Below are 24,157 nucleotides of genomic sequence, written 5' to 3'. Positions count from 1 at the left end.
AGTAAGATCACGCAAATTCGTGATCTGAGAATTCTCTATTGTAAACATGTTGTTTGGGCTGATAAACCAAAGTAGGCGTTGCTACTACCAGCATTATAACTAAAGGCTGTATGGCTATTTTTAAACCGTTGTGAACAATGATTAAGCAAAACAGGGCGAAAAAATACATGGCATATTGCTTTTGCGGCTGCCTTCTTTTTAATAGTTCAAAAAGTAGAAAGACGTAAAAGCCCCAGTAGAAAAAGATTCCGATTACGCCGTGTTCTGCTGCTGCCCGCACATATTCGTTGTGTGCGCCCGACTCCTCGGGATACAATTTTTCCCTTACAATAGTGGTATTATAGTTTCCTGTTCCTACACCAAAAATCATATGGTCTGCAAAAATGGTAAACCCAATATTAATAAGTACGTCTCTATTACTGGTTCCTTCCTGCTCATATCTTGCTACAATTTTTCCCCCGGTCTGGTTTACCACATAGAAGTATATGAAAAGGGCAATGGGAACAAAAATGAGAATACGCGCATAACTGGCAAGCTTAGCACGATTATAAAAAAAGAACAAGCAAACAACTGCCCCTAAAAAGTAAAGACCTCCTCGCGAAAACGTTAGTACCATTACAGTTGCCACTATAGCCAATACCACTATATTAATGGTTCTGTTTTTTATATCCTGGGGGTTCATTATTGATAGGAAGAACAAAATACATCCGAAGCCGAGGTATCCGCTAAGTTGCACAGGTGCCAGCCCATTGCTTGAGTCTGAATTGGAATATAGTCCGTAATTTATCTTACCGGTAACATGGGCAACAAAAACAATTCCGGCCAATATTACACATGCTACTTTAGCGCTGTCTAACAGTTTATTTATAAGTGTTGGTTTTAACACATTGTACGATGCCCAAACAACAGCAGCTAATAAAGCAAAGGATTGGGTTAGTATTTGCCGCCCTATTGCAGCTTTATCAGGATAAATATTGTTGACAATTTCTAAAAAGCTAAATATCGCCAGGAAAATCCATGCATTAGAATGAGGTTTCTTTAACCGGGGTACTGTAAAAAATAATACTGCAAAGCAGAAAATATACAAGTATTGCATAGCCAGGTAAGGAAACCACCTGGCAAACCCTCGTACGTACACTTCGTTATAAACCGCATAGGGTAGCCATATAAAAAAGCCGGCAACGTTTCCCTTCAAGCACTGCAACACGCAGGCGGCAACTAAGATAACCTGCATGGCAACTACAACAGGAACCGGTAATAACCGAAAACCGATAACTACACCCAAAGCAAAAGCAACGATATACTTCGCTATTAAACCTTCGGTGCTGATTATATATTTAAGTTTCGCCAAAATAGTTTGTTACAGTTCGATAATATTCTTCTGCCCACTGTTCTAATGTTTGTGCTTTGGCAAATGCACGTCCTTTAATGATCATCCCTGGTAATTGCTCAATCTCAGTCTTAATGCTTACTAATGTGTCAGCAAGATTTTTTTCGTCAGATGCATCAAACAAAAACCCGCGCTCTTTATTTCCGGTCATAGCACTGGCCATACTTATGTTATTAATGACCGGAATTGCTCCATGAAAAAAACCTTCTACAGGCACTTTTCCAAATCCCTCTGAAAACGGGGCCTGCACTACAAAGTCGTGTTGCCTGTAAAGTTCTCTTAATTCTGAAGAATTTTTCTTACCCATCAATTTTATTTCTTCCTGAAGTCCCAATTCTATAATCAGGTTCTGCAGTTCAGTTCGCATTGGTCCGTCGCCAACAATTGCAAGTGAAAAGGGAAATTGTTGCTTTTTTAGCAAAGCGCAAGATCTTACAATTCCTGCCTGGTTTTTATAGCTGATGAGCTTTCCCACAGTTATTAGCCGAAAAACTTGTATTCCATCTTTTCTAATTCGTTCAATTCTTTTTTGAACCTGAACTGTTTCTTCATCCCATTCTGCTGCACTATACGATGGACTAGAGCCGGAAAAAATTCTTTTGTTGCTTTTCAATTCATTCGAATATACCCAGACCGGTCCTTTATAGTAGTGTTTGAGCAGCCAACGCTGAAAACGATAAGTTACCGGTTCGGATGGATAACCTTTCCAGGTACCTGTATAAGTCGCAAACACTTTTTTTCCTTTTGATGCGAAATAAAAAAAAGCAGGAATATTCAGGTTGTTTGGAAACCGCTGGTAAACAATATCACTAAATTGGTCTATTTTCTTATAAGCCTTCCACCATGCCCTAATGGCATTAATTAATCCCAGTTTTGCCTTAAGCGTATTACCGCCTACCGAAGGAACAGGGGTGAATTGAATGTTACTACCAGAATAAACAGAGATGACTTTCGAAGCGTTGTATGTTTCAAAGGGACAACAAATCAGTGTATCAGCATAAAAAGAAGAAAGGGCCTGTAGTTGCCTGAGCAAAATATGGTTCTCCGTTCCGATGCTTCCATCGGGAGTTTTATAATGAATACAATCCGAAATGATCCCTAGCTTCATTTACAATGTCGGGGCATTAAGTACCTCAACGTATTTCTTAACGATAATTTTCCAATCATGTTGCCTAGCCCATTCTTTTGCATTATTTGAAAAACAGGAATAATTGTTCAGGATTGTTTCTACTGCACCGGCTACTTCTTCCGGATTATGTTGGTTTACCAATACACCTGTTTCTCCGTGTTCAATTGCATCGGCAATTCCACTATCCCGGCTTCCGATTGCAGGTACACCAAAAGCATTCGCTTCGAGAACTGCTATACCGAAGCCTTCAAAATCGCCGGCGGCTGTATGATTGCTCAGCATTAGTTTAATTGAAGCCGCTTTTAGTTTTTGCAACAATTCATCACGGCTTACCGCCCCGTAAAACTGGATGGAGTTGCCAACTGCCAGCTCCTTAGCTTTTATTTCTATTCTTTCTTTACTTGTTGGCTTACCCACAATATGATAACGGGCCGCAGGATATCGCCCTAATATTTGAGGCAAGGCTGCGATTACATTTTCCTGCCCTTTTCTTTCGGTAACATTCCCAACTGTAATTAATGCCGGTACGCCAGGAAGCGCAGAAACTGCATCTATAATAAATTCAGATCCGTTTATCCCGTTAGGAATGACAAATTGTAAAATGCCCGAAGGCAACGATTTTGGCAGGAACTGTTGCGTATAATTCGAAACCGAGATAATCTTGTTGAATTTACGGAGTGAGTAAGAAGTGACGCTTTTCGCCGTTTTTAATTTCAAGTCTAGTTCCGTTCCGTGCACCACGGCAATTAGTTCTTTATTGGGATATCTCATTCTTAACAGTACCGCCATCCATAGCGAGAACTTACCCGAACAAATTACTTTCTCAAATTTCCCTGCAAGTGATACTGCTTTTAAAATCCTGGCTAAGTAAGTCTCTAATACAAACTCCCTTCTCCTGATCCAATGTATTTTAAAACCCTGTTTTGATGCAAAAGTTTCCAGCTCTTTATCGTCTACTTCAATTATATCGGCCACGACCTCTACCACGAAACCTTGCTCTGTTAACGCTTTTGCAAGATTATAAGCATGATTTCCAATTCCCCCCACATTAGGTGGAAACTCGGAACTAATGATTAGCAAGCCCACTACTGCCTTAAAGGGAGCTGTGAAAGAACTTTGACTTACCGTTGCCAAAGTGTGTGTTTAGCTGTTTCAGTCAAACCAGTAATTTGTGTTCCAGCTTCTACAATTCTATTTATCATCGTTGCGACGCTCCATTGGTCTGGTAATATTCTTATCTGGCTTTTTTATGTTTTGCTTAGCAGGTGAACATGCAAGCTGTGCACCCTTTTAAAGTGTGGCACAGCTGTTCATTTCGCTACTTCCTTTAGGGGCGCTACGGCTAAAAGTTGTATTCCATTATCTTTCCTCAGCATCTCATTTGCAATGCTTCGTGCCCATAAAAACCGGATGAGCAAAAGTGGAGATTTAATGACGGTTAGGGCAATGCTTAGCGCAAGCATTTTATTGCTGCCTTTATTTCTATATGAAACATTTGAGAGCATAATGCCTAAAAGAATGACGCTTTTATACAATTGCTTCGGATAATATTTTTTATACAAAAAAACAACACTAGGTATGGGTTTAGGTGTAAACCATTTCCGTGGTCTAAAACTATCCCAACTTCCCATTTCTCGCAACCCACCGTCAGAAACCTTTAAATGAACGCGGGCCGCATAGGGATTTGAGATAGAGCGGTAACCGTGCAAATAGGCTCGTGTACCAAACTCTCCATCTCCCATGCGCTGCTTGTTGTATTGTTCGTCGAACAGCCCTATTGTTGAAAACAGCGCTCTTTTTACCATTGCATTTCCACTATCGAATTGATCCGCCCACCGGAAGTAGCTATAATTAGCAGGAATTTTCATCCCCACTTTTGCTAAAGAAACCCCGGCAGAAATATCACAATTAAAATAATCAAGGCATCTCAAATGCTGGCTTATCCAATCTTTTTCAACACGAGAGTCATCGTCAAAAAATAATAGGTAATCGGCATTGGTAGCTTTTACGGCATTGTTTCGGGCTGTCCATAAAAGGCGCTCTTTTTGATGAATTACATTTAGCTTTAAATTAAAAGCTTCGTAGAACGCTTCGTTAAAAGGTGTTGACTGGTCTACAACAATTACTTCAAAATTTTCATATTCCTGTTTTTCAAGATCTTCAAGCACATCTTTCAAATACACATACCGGTTAAGTGTTGGAATAATTACGGCCACTAAAGGCGCTGATGTTACCAGGTTAGAATGGCAACTATGATAAGCGGACCGATCTATAGTATTTATGTGAGGGTTAATTCGTTTTTTGGATGATGCTTTTGAGTATGCAGAAAACTCGCTGAAAGGATTGTGTAGCGATACGACTCTGCTTAAGAGCGCATAAAGCGCCCAGGGCTTGCCCCAATATTTATTAATAAAAGTGTACTCATCCTTAAGAGAAGGAGCAGGCATCTTCTCAATCCGCAGCCGTGCTTCAGCATCGCACCAAGTTAGCAGCCCTTTGTTCCAGGCCCGATAGCCAATATCGGCATACTTTGCTGTAGCCGTTTCAAAAGAGGGATCTGTTTCAAGGTTAACTTCTTCGTGCAACGGCAGGTACTCAGGATGGTAATAGCAGGATGAAAAAGAAATATCTTTTGAAGGTTGAATGTTGAAGAGCCAACCCGGTTGTGTATATTTTATAAAAGAAAATTGCACTAATTAAATTTTAAAAAAGTCCGCGCTTTGTCTTTTAGTGTGGCAGAGTCAAAAGTGAACAAGTTGCAAATAACCGTAGCGTAATGATTGATAAGTACAAGAGTGCGACGCAAGGATGGTGAATAGAATTTCAGGTGTTGACCAAAAAAAGCTTTACAACTATTTATCAAAAAATGGCAAGACATTATAACCTTAAAAATTTCAGACATTCACACTTTCAATCCTATTTAGCTTGATAGCCCTTCTGCAACCCATTACAATTGGTAACGCATATGCAATACCTACCAATATCAATCCTTCTGTAGGTACACGATGTCTTGAACTGCCTACCTCTGCAACAATGGAAGCGAAATAGTTACTAAAAATAATGATTGATGCCAGCACGAACGGATACAGTCTATCCGGATTTAGCTTTCTAAAAAGCCATGCACAAGCAAGCACCCCTACGGTCAGTATTAAAAAAAGATACACATAGAAGAACTGGATGGCGGAGTAAAGCACTTTCTTGAATCCACCGCCTTTTTCTGAAATAGCATTTGGAAGGGTGTAGTCAACCAGACTTCTTCCGACAGCACTAATATATTCAAGCGGATGGGACTTAATGAGCGCCACGTTGTTGTTCATCATATATCGGGATGCATCAACATAACTAAGATGAAGGGTGTCTTGCAATAGTTGCGGCAACGACCAGACGAACATGCTGCCTGTATGGGACCTTTTGGTAACCAGGTTTTCATTTCTCTGGCGGATCATCAGTGGTCTCATTTTCGCATCGGGCCACTGATCTATAAACAGTGCTGTTTTTGTTGTCAGGTGCCATCCGGTTGCTGGTGTAATTCCAAAAAAGTTAAACCGGTCCCTATTGAAAAGAGAAAAAGCAAACAGCGGGATCGCAAATGAAGCAAAGAAAAGTGCTGATGATATTTTTCGTTTTTCAGACAACAGAAAAAAAATCGTTATAAGCAAGCCTGTTAATTGAAAGGAAGGTCGTGTAAGCGTAAGCAAGGCCGAAAGCAAGCCTAAGAGTAAAAACTTATACTTTCCTTTTATTAAAATATACAGCGAAAAAATGGTATTGGCGAGGGCAAACGAAAGTGCTTCCGTCATAGCCTGGTAAACCATTTGAACCAACAAAGGCGAAACAAGCAACAGCGTTATTAAAAAAAGGAGCGTTTTATTAACGCCCGATTTAAGCATGGCTGACACAAGCAAAAACACGCTTCCAAAATACAAGAGGTATTGAACAAAAAACAAAGAAGTGCTTAGGCTATTAACAGAACGCGTAATGATAAGAAGCAGTGGATATACCGGTACGCGAAAAGTAATTTGATGATACCCGTTCGAGATGATATTGGCCGCTTCAACATAATCATGGGTATCGCCGGCAGGCATAACATGTATACCGGAAAAAACAGGATACAATATGAAAGCAACGAGCATTACAAGGTAGCAATGAAGGGCGGTTAACCTGATGGGCACTGGTGTCTTACTATTTAATTAAGTTAGCATATTGCTCTTCGAAAACGTCTACCTGCCGGCTTATCGTAAATCTTTCGAGAATTGTTTTCCGGGCCTGTACGCCAAGCGCTGTTAACCTACCAGGATGTAGAACCAACCATTTTATATTTTCTGCTATTGAAGCAACGTCATAGGTTTCGCAAAGAAGTCCATTTTGTTGGTGAACAATCACTTCTTCCATACCGCCACTTTTTGTTGATACCACCGGCAACTCCATGCTCATTGCCTCCAGGCAAACGTTGGCAATTCCTTCATACACACTAGGCAATAAGAAAACGTCTGCCTGATGATACAGTTCAAGAATTTCGTCGCGATTTTTTTTACCTGTCAACTCAATGCAATCCTGTAACTGCAATGCGTGGATGTGATACAACATTTCTTCTTTTAGCGGCCCGTCGCCCACAATTTTCCAAGTGAACTTTACGCCTTCATTTTTAAGTTTACGCATCGCCATTAACCCGATCAGGTATCCTTTTTGAAACGTAAATCGTCCTATCGTAAATATCTGTAACCCTGATTCTGAGGGCCAATAAGGCTTTGCCCTCTTAAAAACTGTGGGATCGATAGAAGGCCGGTTAACAAAAATTTTTCCAGGCTTGGTACAATAGGGAGTAATGGTAGTAGCCATGTCTTGTGAGACGCAATGAATGGCATCGGCCGTTGTAAACAATTTTCTTAACTGCTCTTTTCTATTTGGCTCTGATATTGGCTTTACCTTTTCTGCTGTTCCCCTGCAACTAACCACCACCTTAGCGCCCACGTTTTCCAGTGCGCTTCCATAAGCAACTCCCAATCCCGAAAATTCTACATGAACAATATCAAAAGAATTTTTGCTCAACAACAATCTTTGCAACTGCTGCTTAAACTTTGCCTTAAACCCCGAGCCGGAAAGTGAAAATGATGTTAGCACCAGCGAAGGGTGCGATAAGAACGCTTTTGCTATTCCCTTTTTTGTTTGTAGTTGGTTATAAGTAAGCACTTTAATACCTGCTTCTTTAACTTGATTAACATGCGACTCATTTACAACGTTGGTATCCTGGTTACGAATAACAGTGATGTGATGGCCGCGTCGGCGAAGTTCGAGTGCTTTTGTCGTAATAAAGGTTTCTGTTAGTGCCGGAAACTCATTTGTTACAAGGCAAATTCTCATTGGTTTACATTGCATTTCTGTGTTGCTGGTGCCAGTTAACAAGTGAGTATAATGACCATATCAACCAACCCCAATCCTGCTTTGATTGGTTATGCTCGTGTAGTATTTTTTCAAGCTCTTTTCTTTTAAACATCCGAGAAAGTTCTCCCGGCATGTTCATAATCTTGTCCTCTACATCTTTCCTCAATTCTTTTCTAAGCCAGGTTCCTATCGGTATTACAAAGCCCTTTTTGGGTTGTAACACCAACTTTTCGTTCGACTTATTAATCAGTAACTGCTTAAGGTTATACTTCCCCTGTCCGTTTTTAATACAGCTTTCATAATCAAGTGTTGAGCTGTAGTCAATCATCTCATTGCTTAAAAGCGGAACTCTTACTTCAAGGCTATGATACATACTTGCACGGTCAACTTTTAGTAAAATTCGCTGCAGGTGAATGTCAAACTCCAACTTACGAAGCAAGTTCATAATATTTTGTTCGGTCACGTCGTGCGCTCCGTCTTCCTCGTATAATTTTTCTAAGAAAAAGGCTTCTTCTATTTTATCATCAAACCCGTCCGGAAGCCATTGCTCTGCTCCTGTAATAAATAAAGAACGGTAGTAATAAGCTGGAAAGTCTGCTACTTTTAAATGCCTTTTTCGTATAACTCTTTTTGCTCCCGTAACTTTTTCCCTTCCAAAACTTAAAACCCGTGTCAATCTGCTTTGCCTGAATGCCATGCCTTCGCGTAACATTCGCAGATTTCTTGGGTATCCCCAAAACAACTCATCTCCGCCATCTCCACTTAGTGCAACTGTAACTTTTTGTCTCGCAAACTTCGATAACACTAATGTGGGTATCGAAGAAAAATCAGCAAAAGGCTCAGAGAAGGCTTTGGTGTTATCTGCAATCGTTTGCAGTAAATCCTTTTCTGTTATGTGCCGGCAAAAATGTTGGGTATGAAAGATGTTTGCATATTGGGCCGCAGCCTTACTTTCATCTATTTTCTCATCATTTACACCAATGGTAAATGATTGAATATTTGTATGCTTGTTTGCAAAATAAGAAACCAGCGGGCTGTCAACTCCACCCGACAGGAAAGTGCCAACCGGAACGTCGCTTACTAATTGCGACTTTACGTTTTCCTCCAGTATCTGCTCAAGTGATTTAACTGCTTTGCCTTTTTGCCGAAGTGCATAATTAAAGAACCTATGCCTCGTTAACCCTGCATCGCCGACCCGCAGATAATATCCATGCGGCAACAAAAATGTAGAAGTAACCACACCAGAATTCTCAGGAACATACCCTAAAGACAGGTAGGCACCAACGGCACCACTATGCAAAGGGTTCGTTTTAATGTAAGCGTGATTTATGATATGATCGTATTGTGAACTATAAATAATTCCGCGCGAAGAATGGCCGATATATAAAGGCTTAATCCCGCTTCGGTCACGGGCAAGAATCAGGCTATTGGTAATGACGCTGTAAAACGCAAAAGCAAACAGGCCGTCAAAGTACTCTAGTACATATTCCTCGCCCCAATGTATAAGCGCATATAACAAAACCTCGGTATCTGTGGTCGAATGAAAAGTTACCCCTTCATTTTGCAAACGCTTTCTGTACTCACCCACATTATACATTTCACCGTTAAATGAGAGCGCATATTTGCCACAGGAAGAAATCATTGGCTGGTTGCCGTTTTCAGATAAATCCAAAATGGATAAACGAACGAACCCGGCTATATAATTTTCGTTGTTTGTCCAGGTACCGTTAGAATCAGGCCCACGATGATGCATGCTCTTAAGCGCCCATTCAATAAATGGTCGTTCGCCTTGTATACTATCGCGATAATTAAATATGCCTACAATTCCGCACATGCCCGATGATACTTTTTTTTTGTATTAAACGCCAAGTTCATAAAATACCTGCCTCTACGTAGCATTGCCTTAATCTAGCTGTAATAATATCCCACGTGTAATGTTCTTTTACTTTCACAAACCCCTTTTCGCCCATGCTTGTTCTTAATGCTTTATTGCCGATTAGCTCGTTCAACTTTGCAGCAAGGCTCATTTCACTTCCTATATCCATCAACAGGCCGTCAACTCCGTCCCTTATAACATCTCTTACAGCTCCGATAGATGTACCTATTACCGGTTTTCTACAGCTCCATGCCTCCAGAAATACAAGTCCAAATGATTCGTTATGACTGGGTAATACAAGTATGTCTAATGCATTAAAAACAAGGCCTTTTTCTTCAACAGGAAAATCTACCCCAAACTTTATTCTATCCGAAATTGCTGAAGCTATATCGCGGCAATAAGCTTGTAATTCCACTGCATAACCACTATTCGATCCGGCAATCAGCAGATAAGCATCAGGAAACTCAAGAGCAATTCTCCCGAATGCTTTAATGAGGGTAATTACATTTTTTGTAGGTTCAATCCTGCCAACATACGCTATCAATAAACCGTCTTCAGGAACTCCAAGTTTTAGTCTGTAAGCTTTTATATCTTTTTCCCTAACGGAAGTAAAGGGTTCCATATCTACACCTGTTCCTAAAACACAAATCCTTTCACCAGCTACCCCCAGTTTTTCAAGCTGCTTTTTCTCGTAGACTGTATTTGCCAGATACAGTTTCGAAGCATTCATAGAAGCTACCTGAGCCGGGTAAAGAAAAGTTTTACTTTCATCTTTTTCAAGGTGAATACTTCCGTAGTAAAAAAAATTGCACTTTCTCCATAAAGGAAGCTGCATGTAATAATAGGGACTGCTCGAGCCACAAAAAGCATCAGCATCCGTCTGCATCAGGTACTTCTTCATTTGAGGTGAATAAGGGCCGTTTGATTGTAACACCATCCATCCCGGCTTTCTTATACACAACTTTGCAAGTACTTTAGAAATAAATTTATAAAGCTTTATATGCGCCCTTCTGTATGGAAAACGAAGCACTTTAACTCCGTTAATAACTTCTTCTGCAGGCTCTATTTTCTTAAATATCTGCCGCTCTGGTCCGTAAAGAGAATTAGTGGTAACTACCGAAACATCGTCACCATAATCTTTCACCAATCTCTCAGAAATATTTTTAAAAAAAGTTTGTACACCACCCACTGAGGGATGATACAGGTGACTTATGTGTACAATTTTCATTCAGTCAATTAAAATAAAATTTATAGAAAATAAGTGAAAATATTGTTGCAGGCATTTGTTGTCGACCCGACATCGTTGTGTCACTCCCTTGTACCGTTATTTTTTATTCAGCCTTAGGCAACAACAAAAAAGGCATCGGTATATCAAACACATTAAACCAAACTCTTTTTAGTGTTGCTTTTAAAGTTTCTAATGCCAAGTTGATACGCGTACCGATATTTTTCAACCACTTTTTTCCAGGTGTAATTTTCAACTACTTTGTTATAACCGTTATTACCTAAAAAGTTTCTGGCATTTAAATCACCAACTAAAAGTTGTATAGCAGCTTTCAAACTTTCAGCGTTTCCAGGTTCAAATAAAAGGCTATCCATCTGCTCGCTTAACAAAGATTGTATAGCTCCCATCCTCGATCCTATTACTGGTTTTTTGCACGCCCAGGCTTCTAAAAAAACCACTCCAAAAGACTCACTTTGTGAAGCCAGAACAAAGATGTCAAGAGCATTAAAAAGAACGGGCTTTATCTTCTCATCAAAATTCTCTATTAATATAATTGGCAGCTTCTCTTCTTCTATCACCCTTTTTATTTCCGGTACATATTCTGTAGTTCCGCCAGCAAGCAACAGTTTTACCTTCTTGTTTTCCGCATGCAATTTTCTAAACGCATCAATTAATATCGCAACACCTTTGCCTTTTACCAACCGACCGATAAAGCCAACCAACACCTCGGTTTCGTGTATTCCATTTTTTTGCCGAAATAACTTTACTTCTTCAGTTGGCGTTGAAAAATCATCTAATTCGATACCTGTACCTATTGTAACAATTTTGTCTTCTTCTACCCCGTATCCAACTAATTCATCCTTTTCGAAATCAGTGTTTGCTATATAACAATCGCACGCTTTAGCTCTTTTTATCAGGGTAGAATTTTCAGCAAGGGCCTTGTGCAAATGAATAGCGCCGTATAGCACAAATGGTTTCGCGTTTCTGGTTTTCAGGCGCCACAAGGGATAATCCGAAAAACTATAAATAATGGTTGTAGCCATTATAACGTCGGCATTACTCTCGGCCATCATATCCTTTATTGCAGGGCTGTCGAGTTCCCACCGATGCTTTGTAATAGTTTGCGGTAAGGGGTTACCACTTGCTTTTCCATAAACTTTACCTAGCACTTCAATTAACGGATAATGCCACCGATTGAAGGGAAGCCTGTTTACTTGCACTTGCCCTATTGTTTCAACAGCAGGGACAATTTTTTTAAAAAGCTTTGCTTCAGGATTGTACAATGAATTAGTGGTGCACACCTGAACCTCGTCACCATAATAAGAAACCAGTTTCTCTGAAACGTGTTTTATAGTATACTGGGGACCGCCAACAGAGGGAAAATAGTTTTGACTTACATGAAGAATTCTCATGCAACAAAGAAATTTCTGATTGCAGATACAGCACGTGAAGTTGACTGGCCGTCGGAATAAGTAATGATTTCTTCTACACATCTTGCACAGTTGGCTGTGTATGCCGAAGGATTTTGGATGAGGCGATTAACCAGATCAATGAATTCAGCCTTTGTATAAGCAAGGTTTAAAACATCGCTTTTCATTATCGGTACATAATGTTCCTGGTAATACATTCGCCTGAATAAATCTTCCTTCGAAGGATTTACTTCATCATAGTAGGGTCCTATTTGAGGCTTTTTAAAAGCACTTCCATCAACACACATGGTAGAAATAGTGTTGATGTGAATTTCGGTATGCTTCAATGTGGACATGAGGTTCATAATATCATCTTTCAGCACATTTGCATGATCCAGCTTCTTAGCACCGTTTGGTGCACTATCGTAAAATATGAAAGGGCTCTCCCCTACATATTGTTTCCATCTTTCTACTTTATCTAACGGATGACAACGAAAAAGTATTACGTAATCCTTTGAGATCTCTCCATTTTCAAAAGCCTCTTTCAGTGCTTTCAAATACTGCGGTTCATCGGGCAACAGGGCCACAGGCCCTCCGCTGAATAAAATAATTTTCTTATCAGAAGGCAATCCCTTTCGCTCAAGCCATTCCTGGCGGCTCCATGAAAACGCTTCATTATAGTGAAAGTCAAATTGGGGTGCGCCTGCAATGGTGATTAACCCATCTTGTTGCAACGGCTTGTAAATGCGTTGCAACTCGGCCTTATTATATTTGTTCCAAACAATATAACGGTCGAAAACTACAGACTGCCAACCTCGTTTTGTAACGTTGTCAAAACTATGAATGGAGGCAATAACCGGAATTTTTTGTTGCTTCAAAAGCCGCGCTATTAAATCAACCTCGTGCAAAAAAGGAGTAACGGTAAACAAGCCATAGATATTCAGCAGCTTCAGCCAGCTTTTATATTCAAGCAACACTTGCTCCTTCTGCATTAAAATTTCTTCCTGCTGAAGCAACTCCCTAATGTATCCACCTTGCAACTTAAACCTTAGCTTATAGTAAGTTTCACTGAGCTTCTTTCTTAGCTTGATCGACTTCCTATTCTTGCCAAACTGCGCCAGGTAATTGCGTTGGATGTTTACACTTGGTGTTTTTAGTTTGTGCTGCAGGTACCACAGGTTTATTTTATACCGTAGAGAAGCATATTCAGGTGAAACCTTATAAGGAGGAAAAAAAGTAACCTCGTACCCCTTACGCTTCAATTCGTTTATCAAATCTTCTTCTTTCCAGATAAGAGCAACAACAGGTTTACAGAATTCGCTCATGCTATCGAGCATACCTGTACGAATGATATGCGTAATAGACCCCTGGCCTACTATAGGAACAAGTATTCTTTTCTTTAAATTTTCCATTTCGATGTGCGTCTATTGTGTGCCTTCATTACATTTCCTGTAGAGAAACCATCCTTTTAAATCTTTGCGATTCGGAAAGCATCTTATTAAAATCGCCATAATCCAACACTTTGCCTTTATCAAGCAAATAAATTATATCAGCATTTTTAATGGTCGAGAGCCGATGCGCTATTATTAGTATCGTGAACTTGCCATGCAGTTTATCCATATTATCCTGTATCACTCTTTCCGTTTCAGAATCCAATGCAGATGTAGCTTCATCGAGGATCAGAATTTGAGCATCCTTATATAGTTCGCGGGCGATAGATATTCTTTGCTTTTGCCCTCCTGACACAAGCATTCCATTATCGCCTAATGGAGTTAGTTCCTTTTCGGGCAACCCGGTTACAAACCCGGTAAGTGACGCCAATTCCACAGTGTCCCAAAACTTTTGAATGTTTTTTGCACTAGGTTCAGCCCAGAAAGTGATGTTATTAAAAATGTTGTCATTAAAAATTACCGGCTCCTGCGAAATATAGCCGATCTGATCTCTGTAACTATTAAGATTAATATTCTTTAAAGGAAGATTGTCTATTAATACCTCCCCTTCCCCTGGTTGAATAAGGCCGGATACGATATTGGCAAGCGTTGTTTTCCCAGAGCCGCTTTCTCCAACCAACGCTATCGTTTTATTCTTTGGTATTTCTACATCTATATTATGTAAAACCACTTGTGACCCATATGCAAAAACAACGTTTTTAATCCTGATGTGGTTTTTAAATGAGTGAAAACGAGTAGACGCTTTTACCTCTTTCATCGTTTCCATTTCATTTACAATAGAACTAACGGTTGTAATGCTTGCCGATACCTGGATGAATTGTTGCCATTCATTTTGCAAAACCATTAGAAAATTAAGAGAACGGTAAAACAATAAAAGACTTAATAGTATAGAAGTTAAGTTACCCGATGAGAAACGCAACTGGATGAGAATGACAACAGCAACCACTATAATAATTAAAGGTTCTTTTACGCTTGCTGTGATGGCGTTATAAACACCGATCTTTCTATTAAGATGCTCAGTGTCGTTTATGACGGTTTTTATCTTTTTAGAAAAAGTGCTTAAGTAATTAGTGCTTTTTAAATATTTGTAGTTATGGATAGCCTGTACTAAAAAACTATTGAAGCTATTTCCTTTAAGCGATAACTGGAACGCAATTTTTTTACACGCTTTATAAATTTTACGATAAACCAGGTTAGATAAGCCAGCACCTAGAGCAACCAATATTGCAAATTGAAAATTGGCAAGAAAAGCCAGCATGATATAGGTACTTAGCATTACTGTATTTTGAGCTGCGTTAAAGTAATAGTTCATGCTTTGAAACAATTTTGACACCTCGCCCGTCAAGGTGTTATGTATTCTTCCTGCATCCAGTTTAAGAAAGCCCTTATAGCTTAGATCTTCTAAACTATCGATCAATAAGTACCTGATTTTCTTCATAAATAAATGCCGTGTCTGAACCTGGAAGGTTAACTGCAGAAATTTGAAAGAACCTTTCAGCATAAAAAGAACAACCAGAATACTAAGAACGGTTGCAATATTTAGGGTGAGCCCAACACCTTCTAAAACGTCGGTGATATAATGAAGACTGCCTAAAGTTTCCTTGCTTTGAGCAGCTGAAGCACCGCTGGCAGATTGAAGTAAAGGCATAAACATGGCGAGGCTAATACCATCTAGTAAGCTAACGGTTATACTTAAAGCAACATTGGCTAACAGTCTTTTACCTGTCAACCTATAGTAGAACCAAAAATATCCTGTAAAACTGTTTTTAAACTTCATGCCTACATCCCGACTTTAATACAGCTCACACTTCAATAAACACTTATTGAATTTGAAAAAGTTTTCTGCTTGCAAGTATCCCAAAAACTATCCTGTAAAATTATTTTCTTAAATAGCTCATCACTATTCCCATCGCCAAACAGGCTGATAGGTTCTAACTGTAAACTCAACGCTTTCTTAATTCCTTGAAGAATTTCTTTTTTACCATAACCTGTATGGATAATATTCGCATTCCTGGTTCTTCCATTTTGTCTTGTACCAACGTTCACAGTAGGAACGCCATAAATAGGTGCTTCGCGAATACCTGCACTTGAATTTCCGGCAATAAACAATGCATTTTCCATCATTGAAAGAAAGGCTTCAAAACGAACAGAGGGAAATATTCGAAATCTGTCATTCCCTTCCAGTTTTCTTATTTGTGCTAAAATGAAATCTGAACCATAGTCATTATTAGGATAGATAACAATGAAGTTGCGCCCACACTCATCTAACGCCTGCACATATTCTTCGGCGTACTCACTCATATTATTAAACTCGGTAGTCACCGGATGAAACATAGAGATAGCATAATTATCAAATGGCACTTCGTAGTACGCTTTCACTTCTTTTATAGAAGGAAGTGTTTCTCTTTTCATTGCATCGATATCGGGAGAGCCTATTACAAAAACACTTTCACTTATTTCTCCCATTTGCATCAGCCTTGCTTTGGCGTCTTCATTTGCAACAAAATGGGTGTGACTAAGTTTGGAGACAGCATGTCGAATTAGCTCATCAACAGTTCCCGACAACTCGCCACCTTCTATATGTGCTACCAGTACATTGTTCAACGCTCCAACTGTTGCACCTGCTAAAGCTTCTATCCGATCACCATGAACAACAATAAGGTCTGGCTGAATAAGCCGAACGTAATTGGCAAATCCTTCAATGGTTCTTGATAAGGTAATATCCATTGCAGCACCAGAGTCGTGGTTGATAAACTTGTAAATATTTTGATAACCACACTTTTCAATCTCGCGAACGGTGTAGCCGAACTTGTTATCCATATGCATACCGGTGGCGAAGATGTGCATTTCAAAAATCTGCGTCGTTTGCACGATTTCGATAAGAGATTTCATTTTACCAAAATCAGCCCGGGTACCGGTCAGGAAAACGATCTTATTTTTCTTCATTCAGTAACCTTTTTATTCTCCCATAATTTACCGTGAGGGAAACAATTGCAATCATACCTTGGCAATGCCTGTGGCCTGTTTTTTAAATCCATTTCTGAAATATCTCTTTCTTCCACATTGAAAGAAAAAAGACATCCTGCATTTTTCAATATACTTTCCGTTTCATTCGTAAAAGAATGAAAGCCCCCATAAGGATAACAAAACGTTTTATAGGGCAACTTTATGCAAATGTTTTCCAGGTAGTCGAATGAGCTGTGTATTTCAGTTTGCTGTTCCTGGAACGAGAGTTTGCTTAATACCGGATGCGATTTAGTATGGCTTCCCATCACCATTCCGAGGTCGTGCATCTTCTTTATTTCTCCGATGCTTAGATAAAATGACTCAAAAATCTTTTTGTCTCCGCCGAAAAATTCATCCATCAACTCATCCAAAACCTGCTCTCTATATTGATAACTTATCAAATAGTTCATCATCCGCTTTACCTGGTTGGTATACTCATCATTGTTCTGAAGAGAGTAAGGTATAGTTTGAAACTCTTTTACATGGGAGTGAGAAAGCATTTCATTTTTAACCAGACCAAGCAATTTGTGGTAAATAAGCCCCGAAGGAAACTTGCCGAGCAGCAAATGAAGCCGGTGAACTCCGAGTATTCTATTGCTCTCATAAACGCCGGTAGAAATATAAAAAATAGCTGATAGTCCCCTGTTTAACAGTTCGGGCAAAACGAAGTCATAATGATCTTTGATACCATCGTCGAAAGTTAATATAACGCCGTCTGCAGGCTTGCCCGTAATAACACTTTCTTTTAAAACGTCGGGATGCAGAATGCCGAAGTTTTCTGCCAGGTAATCCAACTGCTTTTTAAAGGCATCTATATGTAAGAATTTAAATGAGGGGAATTCGTCATTTTCTTTTCTCACATAATGATACATGACCGCTTTCATCAATGGGCAATTGCTGGGTTGGTTACAATAGGAAACCGCGAATTCATTTCGTTCATCTTACTGAGATATTCTTCGACCATCCCTCCTTCAAAATTTAAATAAAGCTGCTCAACAGCTTCCTCTTTAAAATCCCTTTTTTTATACAATTTTTCGAACCCGGTATAACCAGGAACTGCCGGCTTAACTAACCTTTCATGTTTGACGATGATCTCCGAAAAAATTTCAGACATGTCTTTTATCAACCTGTTACCAATAGTTGAGGGAGTATCAAAAAAATTGTAAGAAGCTCTTACCTGGTGTATTATTTCGCCCGTGTCAACACCGGCATCAATATACATAAAAGTAGCACCGACACAGGCAGGATTACGATCAACCAGCGGCCAAAAATTAGTTGCCGCACCGCGGTAGTACGGAGACAAGCCAAGGTGTACATTCAATATTTTATTGGGAAATCGGGATAGTAAAGGATCTTTTAAAAGGGAAGCTCCGTAAACGATTATCAGGTCGGGCTCGAGAGATTTTATTTCTTCAAAACATACCACATTATTTATTTCACCCCTACTAATGACTACTGCATTTGACAGGTCTTCAGCGATATTTGTAAATACTTCAAAAAAATCTTTTTCACTTTGTTCTCTCGCTAATAAATGTTGTTGTCTTTTGGTTGCTGAAGCCTGTGCCGCACCTTTTTCAATTAAATCCTCTTCTGATTCGCAAAAAGATCTCAGGACTTGTATCCCGCTATTTAATGCAATTTTCTTTCTGAAATAGCGGTGCCTTAACTCGTTGCCGGTTAGAATGATTATCTTCTTCAAGCTACTATTTATCAGAAAGATTTTTCAACAGCTCAAAATTTTCCAAGACAAAGGATAGACATCCTTATAATTGTAGGGAGATTGATTATACCACTTTTGGGGAGCTATAACCGTTTTGTTGGGATTATTATTTAAGTAAGCAGCCCACCAGCTAAAAGTACTGTTAGCAATAATATTATGTTTACAAATAGTCATGAGATAAAAGTCTTCAAATGCTGTTTTGGTGACTTCATTACTAACAAAAGTGATTGGATATTTTGAATGCAAATTTTGTTTTACCCAGTCAATGTCATCGGAGAAAACATAGAATTGGGAAAAAGAGTTTTTACTTGTTATTTCCTTTATAGCTTCCTCATAAAAATGGATGGGTACCAGGCCATGTAGCGAAGCATTCTTGCTAGTCGTAAAGTCGCTTCTTCTTATATGAATGCTTACGCTATTTGTTTCTAAGATTTTTTCTTCAATGACTTTTAGGTGGCTTATAAGTTCGGGTCTTATTGTAAAATCCTGCCTTATCTCTTTGTCGAATTTTTCAAAATACCGCCAGCTCATCCAATAGCCAATTAAAAAAACATCATCCGGAGCTTTGAAAAAATTTGGGTTAAAATGATAGTAAGGTTCCAGGAAAGTTCGTTTGTTATATGACGGGGAAACAAGCTCGGCTAATTGAAGAACCGTTCGCTTTACTCCACTCATTTCATATGGCAAGTGATAAAAATAAAGCCTGTTATTGGGAAAGAATTTATTCCATACACTTTTAACCGGTTGAAATATTCTATACTTAGCTACTTCCTCTTTGGTAACCTTTTGGGATTGTATTGAAAACAAAGAGTCCAGTTCAAATTTACGCAGGCCATATCCCTCATAGCTGGAAACATCTAATTTAAAAGGAACTCTTTTATAGAGTGAAAGTGCTTTTCCGGCTGCATATTGGAACATCTGGTTACCTAAACCCATTGATATTTTTGAGATAACCATTCTAGTGCAGATGAAATTGATGGATGTCTTCGTAGTTCACCTGCATGTCTGGTGCAATATCTCTGGCGGCTGTTTTACCCAAAATGCTGTCATATTGTTCAGCAATAATGCCACCCTTACCCGGACGTTTTACCCAAATATTTTCCTTTGTAAATACTTCGCCTTTTGCGATCGGCTTAATAGTGCAAACGGTTGCAAATGCAAAGTCAATAGTAACCTGCTCTTCTTTGGCAGGCCCTTTATGACCGCCGCGTTGTTGTGCTATTATTTTAGAACCTTCTATTAATTCAGTGCACGCTTTCACGTTCATCGAGCAAATAATATCAGGGCCGGGACGATCCATTCTATCAGTAAAATGTCTCTCAAGAATAGAAGCTCCTAAAGCGACGGCACCAAAACAAGCATGGTTGGTAAGTGTATGATCACTTAAGCCAACAACTGCTTCAGGAAAAGCTGTTTGTATTTCAGCCATTGCCCCTAAACGTACAAGATGATTAGGGGTTGGGTAGAGATTGGTAGTATGCAACAATGCATAAGAAATATGAAGCTTTTTAAAAATTGCCACAGCTTTAGAAATACTTTCAATAGTATTCATTCCGGTGCTGAGAATAACAGGCTTACCAAACGAAGCAATATGTTGAAGCAAGGGATAATTACTACACTCGCCTGAACCAATTTTATAAGCCGGAACGTTCCACTTGTGTAGCCTGTCGGCAGCGGCACGGCTGAATGGTGTACTTATAAAAATCATCCCCTGGCTTTCTACGTAGTTTTTTAATTGCAACTCCTCTTCTTCATTTAAAGAACAACGACGCATGATCTCGTAAATGCTTACATCAGCGTTGCCGGGTATCGTATTTTTTGCAGCACTGCTCATTTCATCTTCTACAATATGGGTTTGATGCTTTATTACTTCTACCCCGGCAGCTTTGGCAGCATCGACCATTTCTTTGGCAACCGCAAGTGAACCTTCGTGATTTATTCCAATCTCTGCAATGACCAAAGGTGGAAAATCCAACCCAATTTTTCTTCCGGCTATTTCAATGTAGTTATTCATTCTATTAGTGCTGCTTTGCCTATTTGTAGTTTTAATTACATCTTATAAAATATTCCGTCCGCCTCATACAACTTCCCGGTCTCTTCGTTATGAAAACCGTTTTTTAAAGCACATAAATGAAAGTTTTTTTCTTTAAGATAACTTATCACCTCATTGAATAAAAACTCGCCTTTGTACAGCTCCTCAAAAGCCATTTCGAACTGGACACCGGTTACAGATTGTAAAGATTCTTGTGCACCATCCAATACTTTTTTTTCAAATCCCTGTACGTCTAATTTCAAGTAAACGTTACTGTAGCCTTTTGTTATTTCAGCAAATAAACTGTCAAGTGTTTTGACTGTTACCTTTTGTTGGCTGATATAACTCATCCCGGTTTTTTTACCATATTCAAAAGACTTCAATTGGAGCAGTGAGCTGCTTTGTGAGTTTTCTGATACATTGATAACTGTTGTTTCTTCTTTATCGCCTAATGCCATTTGGTAACAACTCCATTGTGCGTCTTTTGCAGCTTTTAATTGTAGTTTTTCAAACACCCCATCTAACGGTTCAAAGGAAATAATAGCACCTTTATAGCCAATGGTTCGAAGGTATAAAGCGTATTGCCCTTCGTTTGCACCAACATCAAGAACCAGGTCGATCTTTTTTAGTTTAAGTAGCTCTATGATTTTTTTATGTTCTCCCGTGGGATAATCAATAATTCTTTTACCCTGTTTTTTAAGTATGTTTTTAGCTGTCTGTGAAAAAAGAATTCTTTGAAGAATTGGCTCAAGGAAAGGAAGGTTCATAAGAAGTTTAAACGGATAGGGATATAGGTTTGCAGTTTGGCTGTCTTAGCAAGTTTGCTCTACTTTATTGCTGAATAGAAATAAAAAAGGTACAAGTGAGTGACACAACAATGCTTAATTGAAAAAACTAAAGCTGGTAACCTAAAAAATTTGAGAAAACAATTTCGACGAGGTAGTGTATGAATTATTACTGATGCTGAGTAAGAATATCAGGCAAAAGTGTAATAGATATATTTGAAAGCCTTACTAAAGCTATAGCGCATCCTTCCTTTCATTACCAGGCAGTCCACCCGCCATCTATAATTAAATTGTGGCCAATTACGTGGCTACTTGCGTCGCTGGCAAGAAAGACGATGCCCCCTCGCAATTCTGTTTTGTCGCTCATTCGGCCTATCGGGTTTAGTTGCTTAAACCGTTGAAGAAACAAGCCCTCATGACCATTAAAAATGCCGCCGGGAGTTAATGCATTTACCCTGACCCCTTTTTCTGCCCACAACGTAGCAAGGTATTTTGTGAGTGCAACAACTCCGTGTTTGCTGACGCTATATGCAACCGGCTGTGAAATGCCGGTACCCGGATAAATTTTATGATTAGGGCTTACAACTCCATATAAGGAAGCAATGTTTATAATAGAGCCTTTGCCGTTCTGGAGCATGTGTTTGCCAACTACCTGGCAGCCTAAGAATGCGCCGGTGAGGTTTACATTCATTATTGCATTCCAATCTTCCAAAGGAAAGTTCTCGAATGAGGCATCGAAGTTTGCAGACTTACTTTGATTAGTAAATCCGGCGTTATTAATTAAAATGTCAACTTTACCAAATTCATTTACGACTTGTTTTAGAAGCGTTTCCCAGCTTTCTTTTTTGGTGACGTCACAAAACTTAGCGCTTACGTTTACGCCTTCTTTTACAAGTGCATCAGCTGCCTGTGTACATTTTTCGCCGTTAAAGTCGGCAAGCACTATTTGTGCGCCATGTGCATGTAAGGCAATAGCATGCTCAGAAGCGAGAAGTCCGGCGCCTCCGGTTACTATTGCGATTTTGCCTGATAGATCAAATAGGTTCAGCTCGCTCATTGGTAATGATCCATTAAAAATTCAACTATTTTAAAATCAATTTCTGTATCTATATCTACTGCTCTTTCACGAGGGATGGGAAAAATTTTACATTTAGCTTTACTCCAGTGCTCGTACTGATACAAGGCACTCTTCTTAACAACGTAAGCGGCTGGAGTTAAGCTATACACCAGGGGAGCATCTTGTCTTCTTACAATTGGCCGTTCACCTTTTTTTACGATTTCTGCATATCCTTCGTTATTCACTTCCATCATGTTGAAGTACGGATTGCGTTCAGGTTCATAAGCTGTTATAACAACGTCTGCTGTTGGATCGGTTAAGGCAAGCTCAATGGCTCCGTCTATATCTTGTGCTTTCTTTAAAGGCACCGTTACATCAAGGTCTACCAGGTAATCCACTGTTTCGCCCGAAAGCTTTTCATATGTTTCTACAGCATGAATAAATACCGGCCACTTAGAAGCGGTATCAGTTGCCAGATCAGCAGGACGCATAAATGGAACAGATGCGCCAAATTGTTTTGCGATGGAAGCAATGCTTGCATCGTCGGTGGAGATAATTAGATTGTTTATATGGAGGCTGTCTTTGGCTGCTTCAATTGTATAAGCTATGAGTGGTTTGCCTTTTAATAGTCTTATATTTTTGCCAGGTACACCCTTTGATCCTCCACGACAACAAATGGTAGCCAATATCATCAGCTGGAAAGGGAAGGTTTAAATGTATCCATGTTTACAAACACCAAATTCTCTGAAGAATGTTTTGCAGCAAGAACAACTTTCAAACTTTCAACTCCTTGTTCAAGACGAGTTAATCTTGTGTCGTTTTTATTTTCCAGAAAAGCCTTCATAATTTCTACAAACCGGTCATTCCTTTCAAAACCCTTGTAATCAAATGCCTCTTCCTCGTTATTTTTTTTTATCCAGTTTACTTTGCAGGCCGCTAAGTTCCAGGTTATGGTGCCGTTGAAGCCGGTGATAGTACACGTTCGTATCAGCTTTTTTTGAAGATAGTCGAGATGAAGTGTACCTGTTGCACCATTGTTAAACCTGAGTAGCACATCACATACATCTTCGGTTTCAATTTGCAACGCTCCCGTATTTGTGTACTGGCAAGCGACTGCTTTTACTGGTCCACACAACCATATTAAATAATCAAATTCGTGCACCAGGTCAAGCATTACACCACCACCGGTTTCTTTCTTGGCGCTCATTCCTTTTATATAATCTTCGTGGGGGCGCCAGTCGGGCAAAAATTGGCCAACTTGTGCATTGATCGAAACTACTTTGCCCACAGTATCTTCTAAAAGCAATTGCCTGACCTTTTGCATTCCGGGGTCGAAGTGGAGATCGTAACCGACGGCAATATTGTTTTGGTAAGAAGCGGCTAAAACAAGTAAATCCTCTATTCCATTATAAGAATGGCTTACAGGTTTTTCAATATAAATGTTAGGAATTTTAGCCTTTAATAAAAGACCAACTGAGGCCAGGTGGAGAGCAGTAGGAGTGCAAATGATGGCAGTATCGAAAACTGAAGAGGATAAAGCATCTTGTAGAGAGCAATATACCTTAAGAAAATCAAATTCGGAAGGCAGTGTATCAGAACGGCTGACAATAGATATTTTGTTGTATCCCAGCGTCAGAAGATTGCGTAGATGTCTACGACCGATGGAACCAGGGCCGATGAGAAGGATTTTCAAGG

The 24,157-nt window shown here is 39.5% G+C and carries 20 protein-coding genes; all 20 read right to left on the bottom strand.

Annotated features, from left to right (window positions below; all coding sequences use genetic code 11):
• Positions 1–7 precede the first annotated feature (7 nt).
• The 20 genes from JWR87_RS01590 to JWR87_RS01495 all read right to left on the bottom strand — a co-directional run bounded on the left by JWR87_RS01590 (position 8) and on the right by JWR87_RS01495 (position 24,155).
• On the bottom strand, positions 8–1,351 hold the full coding sequence (locus JWR87_RS01590) for an O-antigen ligase family protein (protein ID WP_297814804.1): 1,344 nt from the start codon (positions 1,349–1,351) through the stop codon (positions 8–10).
• Positions 1,338–2,498, bottom strand: a complete 1,161-nt coding sequence (locus tag JWR87_RS01585; RefSeq protein WP_297814803.1) for a glycosyltransferase — start codon at positions 2,496–2,498, stop codon at positions 1,338–1,340. The genes JWR87_RS01590 and JWR87_RS01585 overlap by 14 nt, the downstream gene beginning before the upstream one ends.
• Positions 2,499–3,653: a glycosyltransferase family 4 protein gene (locus JWR87_RS01580; protein ID WP_297814802.1), complete on the bottom strand. Its 1,155-nt coding sequence runs from the start codon at positions 3,651–3,653 to the stop codon at positions 2,499–2,501. It lies immediately after the preceding gene.
• Between the two features lie 176 nt (positions 3,654–3,829).
• Entirely contained in the window at positions 3,830–5,212 is a 1,383-nt protein-coding gene (locus JWR87_RS01575; RefSeq protein WP_297814801.1) for a glycosyltransferase family A protein, read from the bottom strand.
• 201 nt (positions 5,213–5,413) lie between these two features.
• Positions 5,414–6,691, bottom strand: a complete 1,278-nt coding sequence (locus JWR87_RS01570) for a hypothetical protein (protein WP_297814800.1) — start codon at positions 6,689–6,691, stop codon at positions 5,414–5,416.
• A gap of 10 nt (positions 6,692–6,701) precedes the next feature.
• Positions 6,702–7,880 carry a glycosyltransferase family 4 protein gene (locus JWR87_RS01565; protein WP_297814799.1) on the bottom strand — a complete coding sequence of 393 codons (1,179 nt, stop codon included), beginning with the start codon at positions 7,878–7,880 and terminating at the stop codon, positions 6,702–6,704.
• Positions 7,881–7,884: 4 nt separating this feature from the next.
• Positions 7,885–9,735, bottom strand: coding sequence for an asparagine synthase (glutamine-hydrolyzing) (gene asnB / locus JWR87_RS01560; protein WP_297814798.1), 1,851 nt, complete (start codon positions 9,733–9,735; stop codon positions 7,885–7,887).
• A gap of 37 nt (positions 9,736–9,772) precedes the next feature.
• Positions 9,773–11,005 carry a glycosyltransferase family 4 protein gene (locus JWR87_RS01555; RefSeq protein ID WP_297814797.1) on the bottom strand — a complete coding sequence of 411 codons (1,233 nt, stop codon included), beginning with the start codon at positions 11,003–11,005 and terminating at the stop codon, positions 9,773–9,775.
• 152 nt (positions 11,006–11,157) lie between these two features.
• Positions 11,158–12,414 (bottom strand): glycosyltransferase family 4 protein, encoded by a 1,257-nt coding sequence (locus JWR87_RS01550; protein WP_297814796.1) that lies wholly within the window; start codon positions 12,412–12,414, stop codon positions 11,158–11,160.
• On the bottom strand, positions 12,411–13,823 hold the full coding sequence (locus JWR87_RS01545) for a CDP-glycerol glycerophosphotransferase family protein (RefSeq protein WP_297814795.1): 1,413 nt from the start codon (positions 13,821–13,823) through the stop codon (positions 12,411–12,413). Before JWR87_RS01545 ends, JWR87_RS01550 begins: the two co-directional genes overlap by 4 nt.
• A gap of 28 nt (positions 13,824–13,851) precedes the next feature.
• Complete coding sequence (locus JWR87_RS01540; protein WP_297814794.1) at positions 13,852–15,639, bottom strand: ABC transporter ATP-binding protein; 1,788 nt, start codon at positions 15,637–15,639, stop codon at positions 13,852–13,854.
• A gap of 32 nt (positions 15,640–15,671) precedes the next feature.
• Complete coding sequence (gene neuC, locus JWR87_RS01535; RefSeq protein ID WP_297814793.1) at positions 15,672–16,808, bottom strand: UDP-N-acetylglucosamine 2-epimerase; 1,137 nt, start codon at positions 16,806–16,808, stop codon at positions 15,672–15,674.
• On the bottom strand, positions 16,805–17,752 hold the full coding sequence (locus tag JWR87_RS01530) for a polysaccharide deacetylase family protein (RefSeq protein ID WP_297814792.1): 948 nt from the start codon (positions 17,750–17,752) through the stop codon (positions 16,805–16,807). The genes neuC and JWR87_RS01530 overlap by 4 nt, the downstream gene beginning before the upstream one ends.
• Entirely contained in the window at positions 17,752–18,567 is an 816-nt protein-coding gene (locus JWR87_RS01525) for a formyltransferase family protein (RefSeq protein WP_297814791.1), read from the bottom strand. The genes JWR87_RS01530 and JWR87_RS01525 overlap by 1 nt, the downstream gene beginning before the upstream one ends.
• A gap of 24 nt (positions 18,568–18,591) precedes the next feature.
• Entirely contained in the window at positions 18,592–19,545 is a 954-nt protein-coding gene (locus JWR87_RS01520) for an alpha-1,2-fucosyltransferase (RefSeq protein ID WP_297814790.1), read from the bottom strand.
• A 1-nt stretch (position 19,546) separates the two neighbouring features.
• The gene (locus tag JWR87_RS01515; protein ID WP_297814789.1) at positions 19,547–20,602 is read right to left on the bottom strand and encodes an N-acetylneuraminate synthase family protein; all 1,056 of its coding nucleotides are present in this window, start codon (positions 20,600–20,602) and stop codon (positions 19,547–19,549) included.
• 35 nt (positions 20,603–20,637) lie between these two features.
• Positions 20,638–21,387: an FkbM family methyltransferase gene (locus tag JWR87_RS01510; RefSeq protein WP_297814788.1), complete on the bottom strand. Its 750-nt coding sequence runs from the start codon at positions 21,385–21,387 to the stop codon at positions 20,638–20,640.
• Positions 21,388–21,661: 274 nt separating this feature from the next.
• Positions 21,662–22,462 (bottom strand): SDR family oxidoreductase, encoded by an 801-nt coding sequence (locus tag JWR87_RS01505; protein WP_297814787.1) that lies wholly within the window; start codon positions 22,460–22,462, stop codon positions 21,662–21,664.
• Positions 22,459–23,154 (bottom strand): acylneuraminate cytidylyltransferase family protein, encoded by a 696-nt coding sequence (locus JWR87_RS01500; RefSeq protein WP_297814786.1) that lies wholly within the window; start codon positions 23,152–23,154, stop codon positions 22,459–22,461. The genes JWR87_RS01505 and JWR87_RS01500 overlap by 4 nt, the downstream gene beginning before the upstream one ends.
• Positions 23,154–24,155, bottom strand: coding sequence for a Gfo/Idh/MocA family oxidoreductase (locus JWR87_RS01495; protein WP_297814785.1), 1,002 nt, complete (start codon positions 24,153–24,155; stop codon positions 23,154–23,156). The genes JWR87_RS01500 and JWR87_RS01495 overlap by 1 nt, the downstream gene beginning before the upstream one ends.
• Between the last annotated feature and the right edge of the window lie 2 nt (positions 24,156–24,157).

The organism is Segetibacter sp. (assembly GCF_025963695.1).
Classification (GTDB): Bacteria; Bacteroidota; Bacteroidia; order Chitinophagales; family Chitinophagaceae; genus Segetibacter.
Note: the sequence above shows the minus strand (reverse complement) of the source record. Positions and strands in the feature narration are given on the sequence as shown.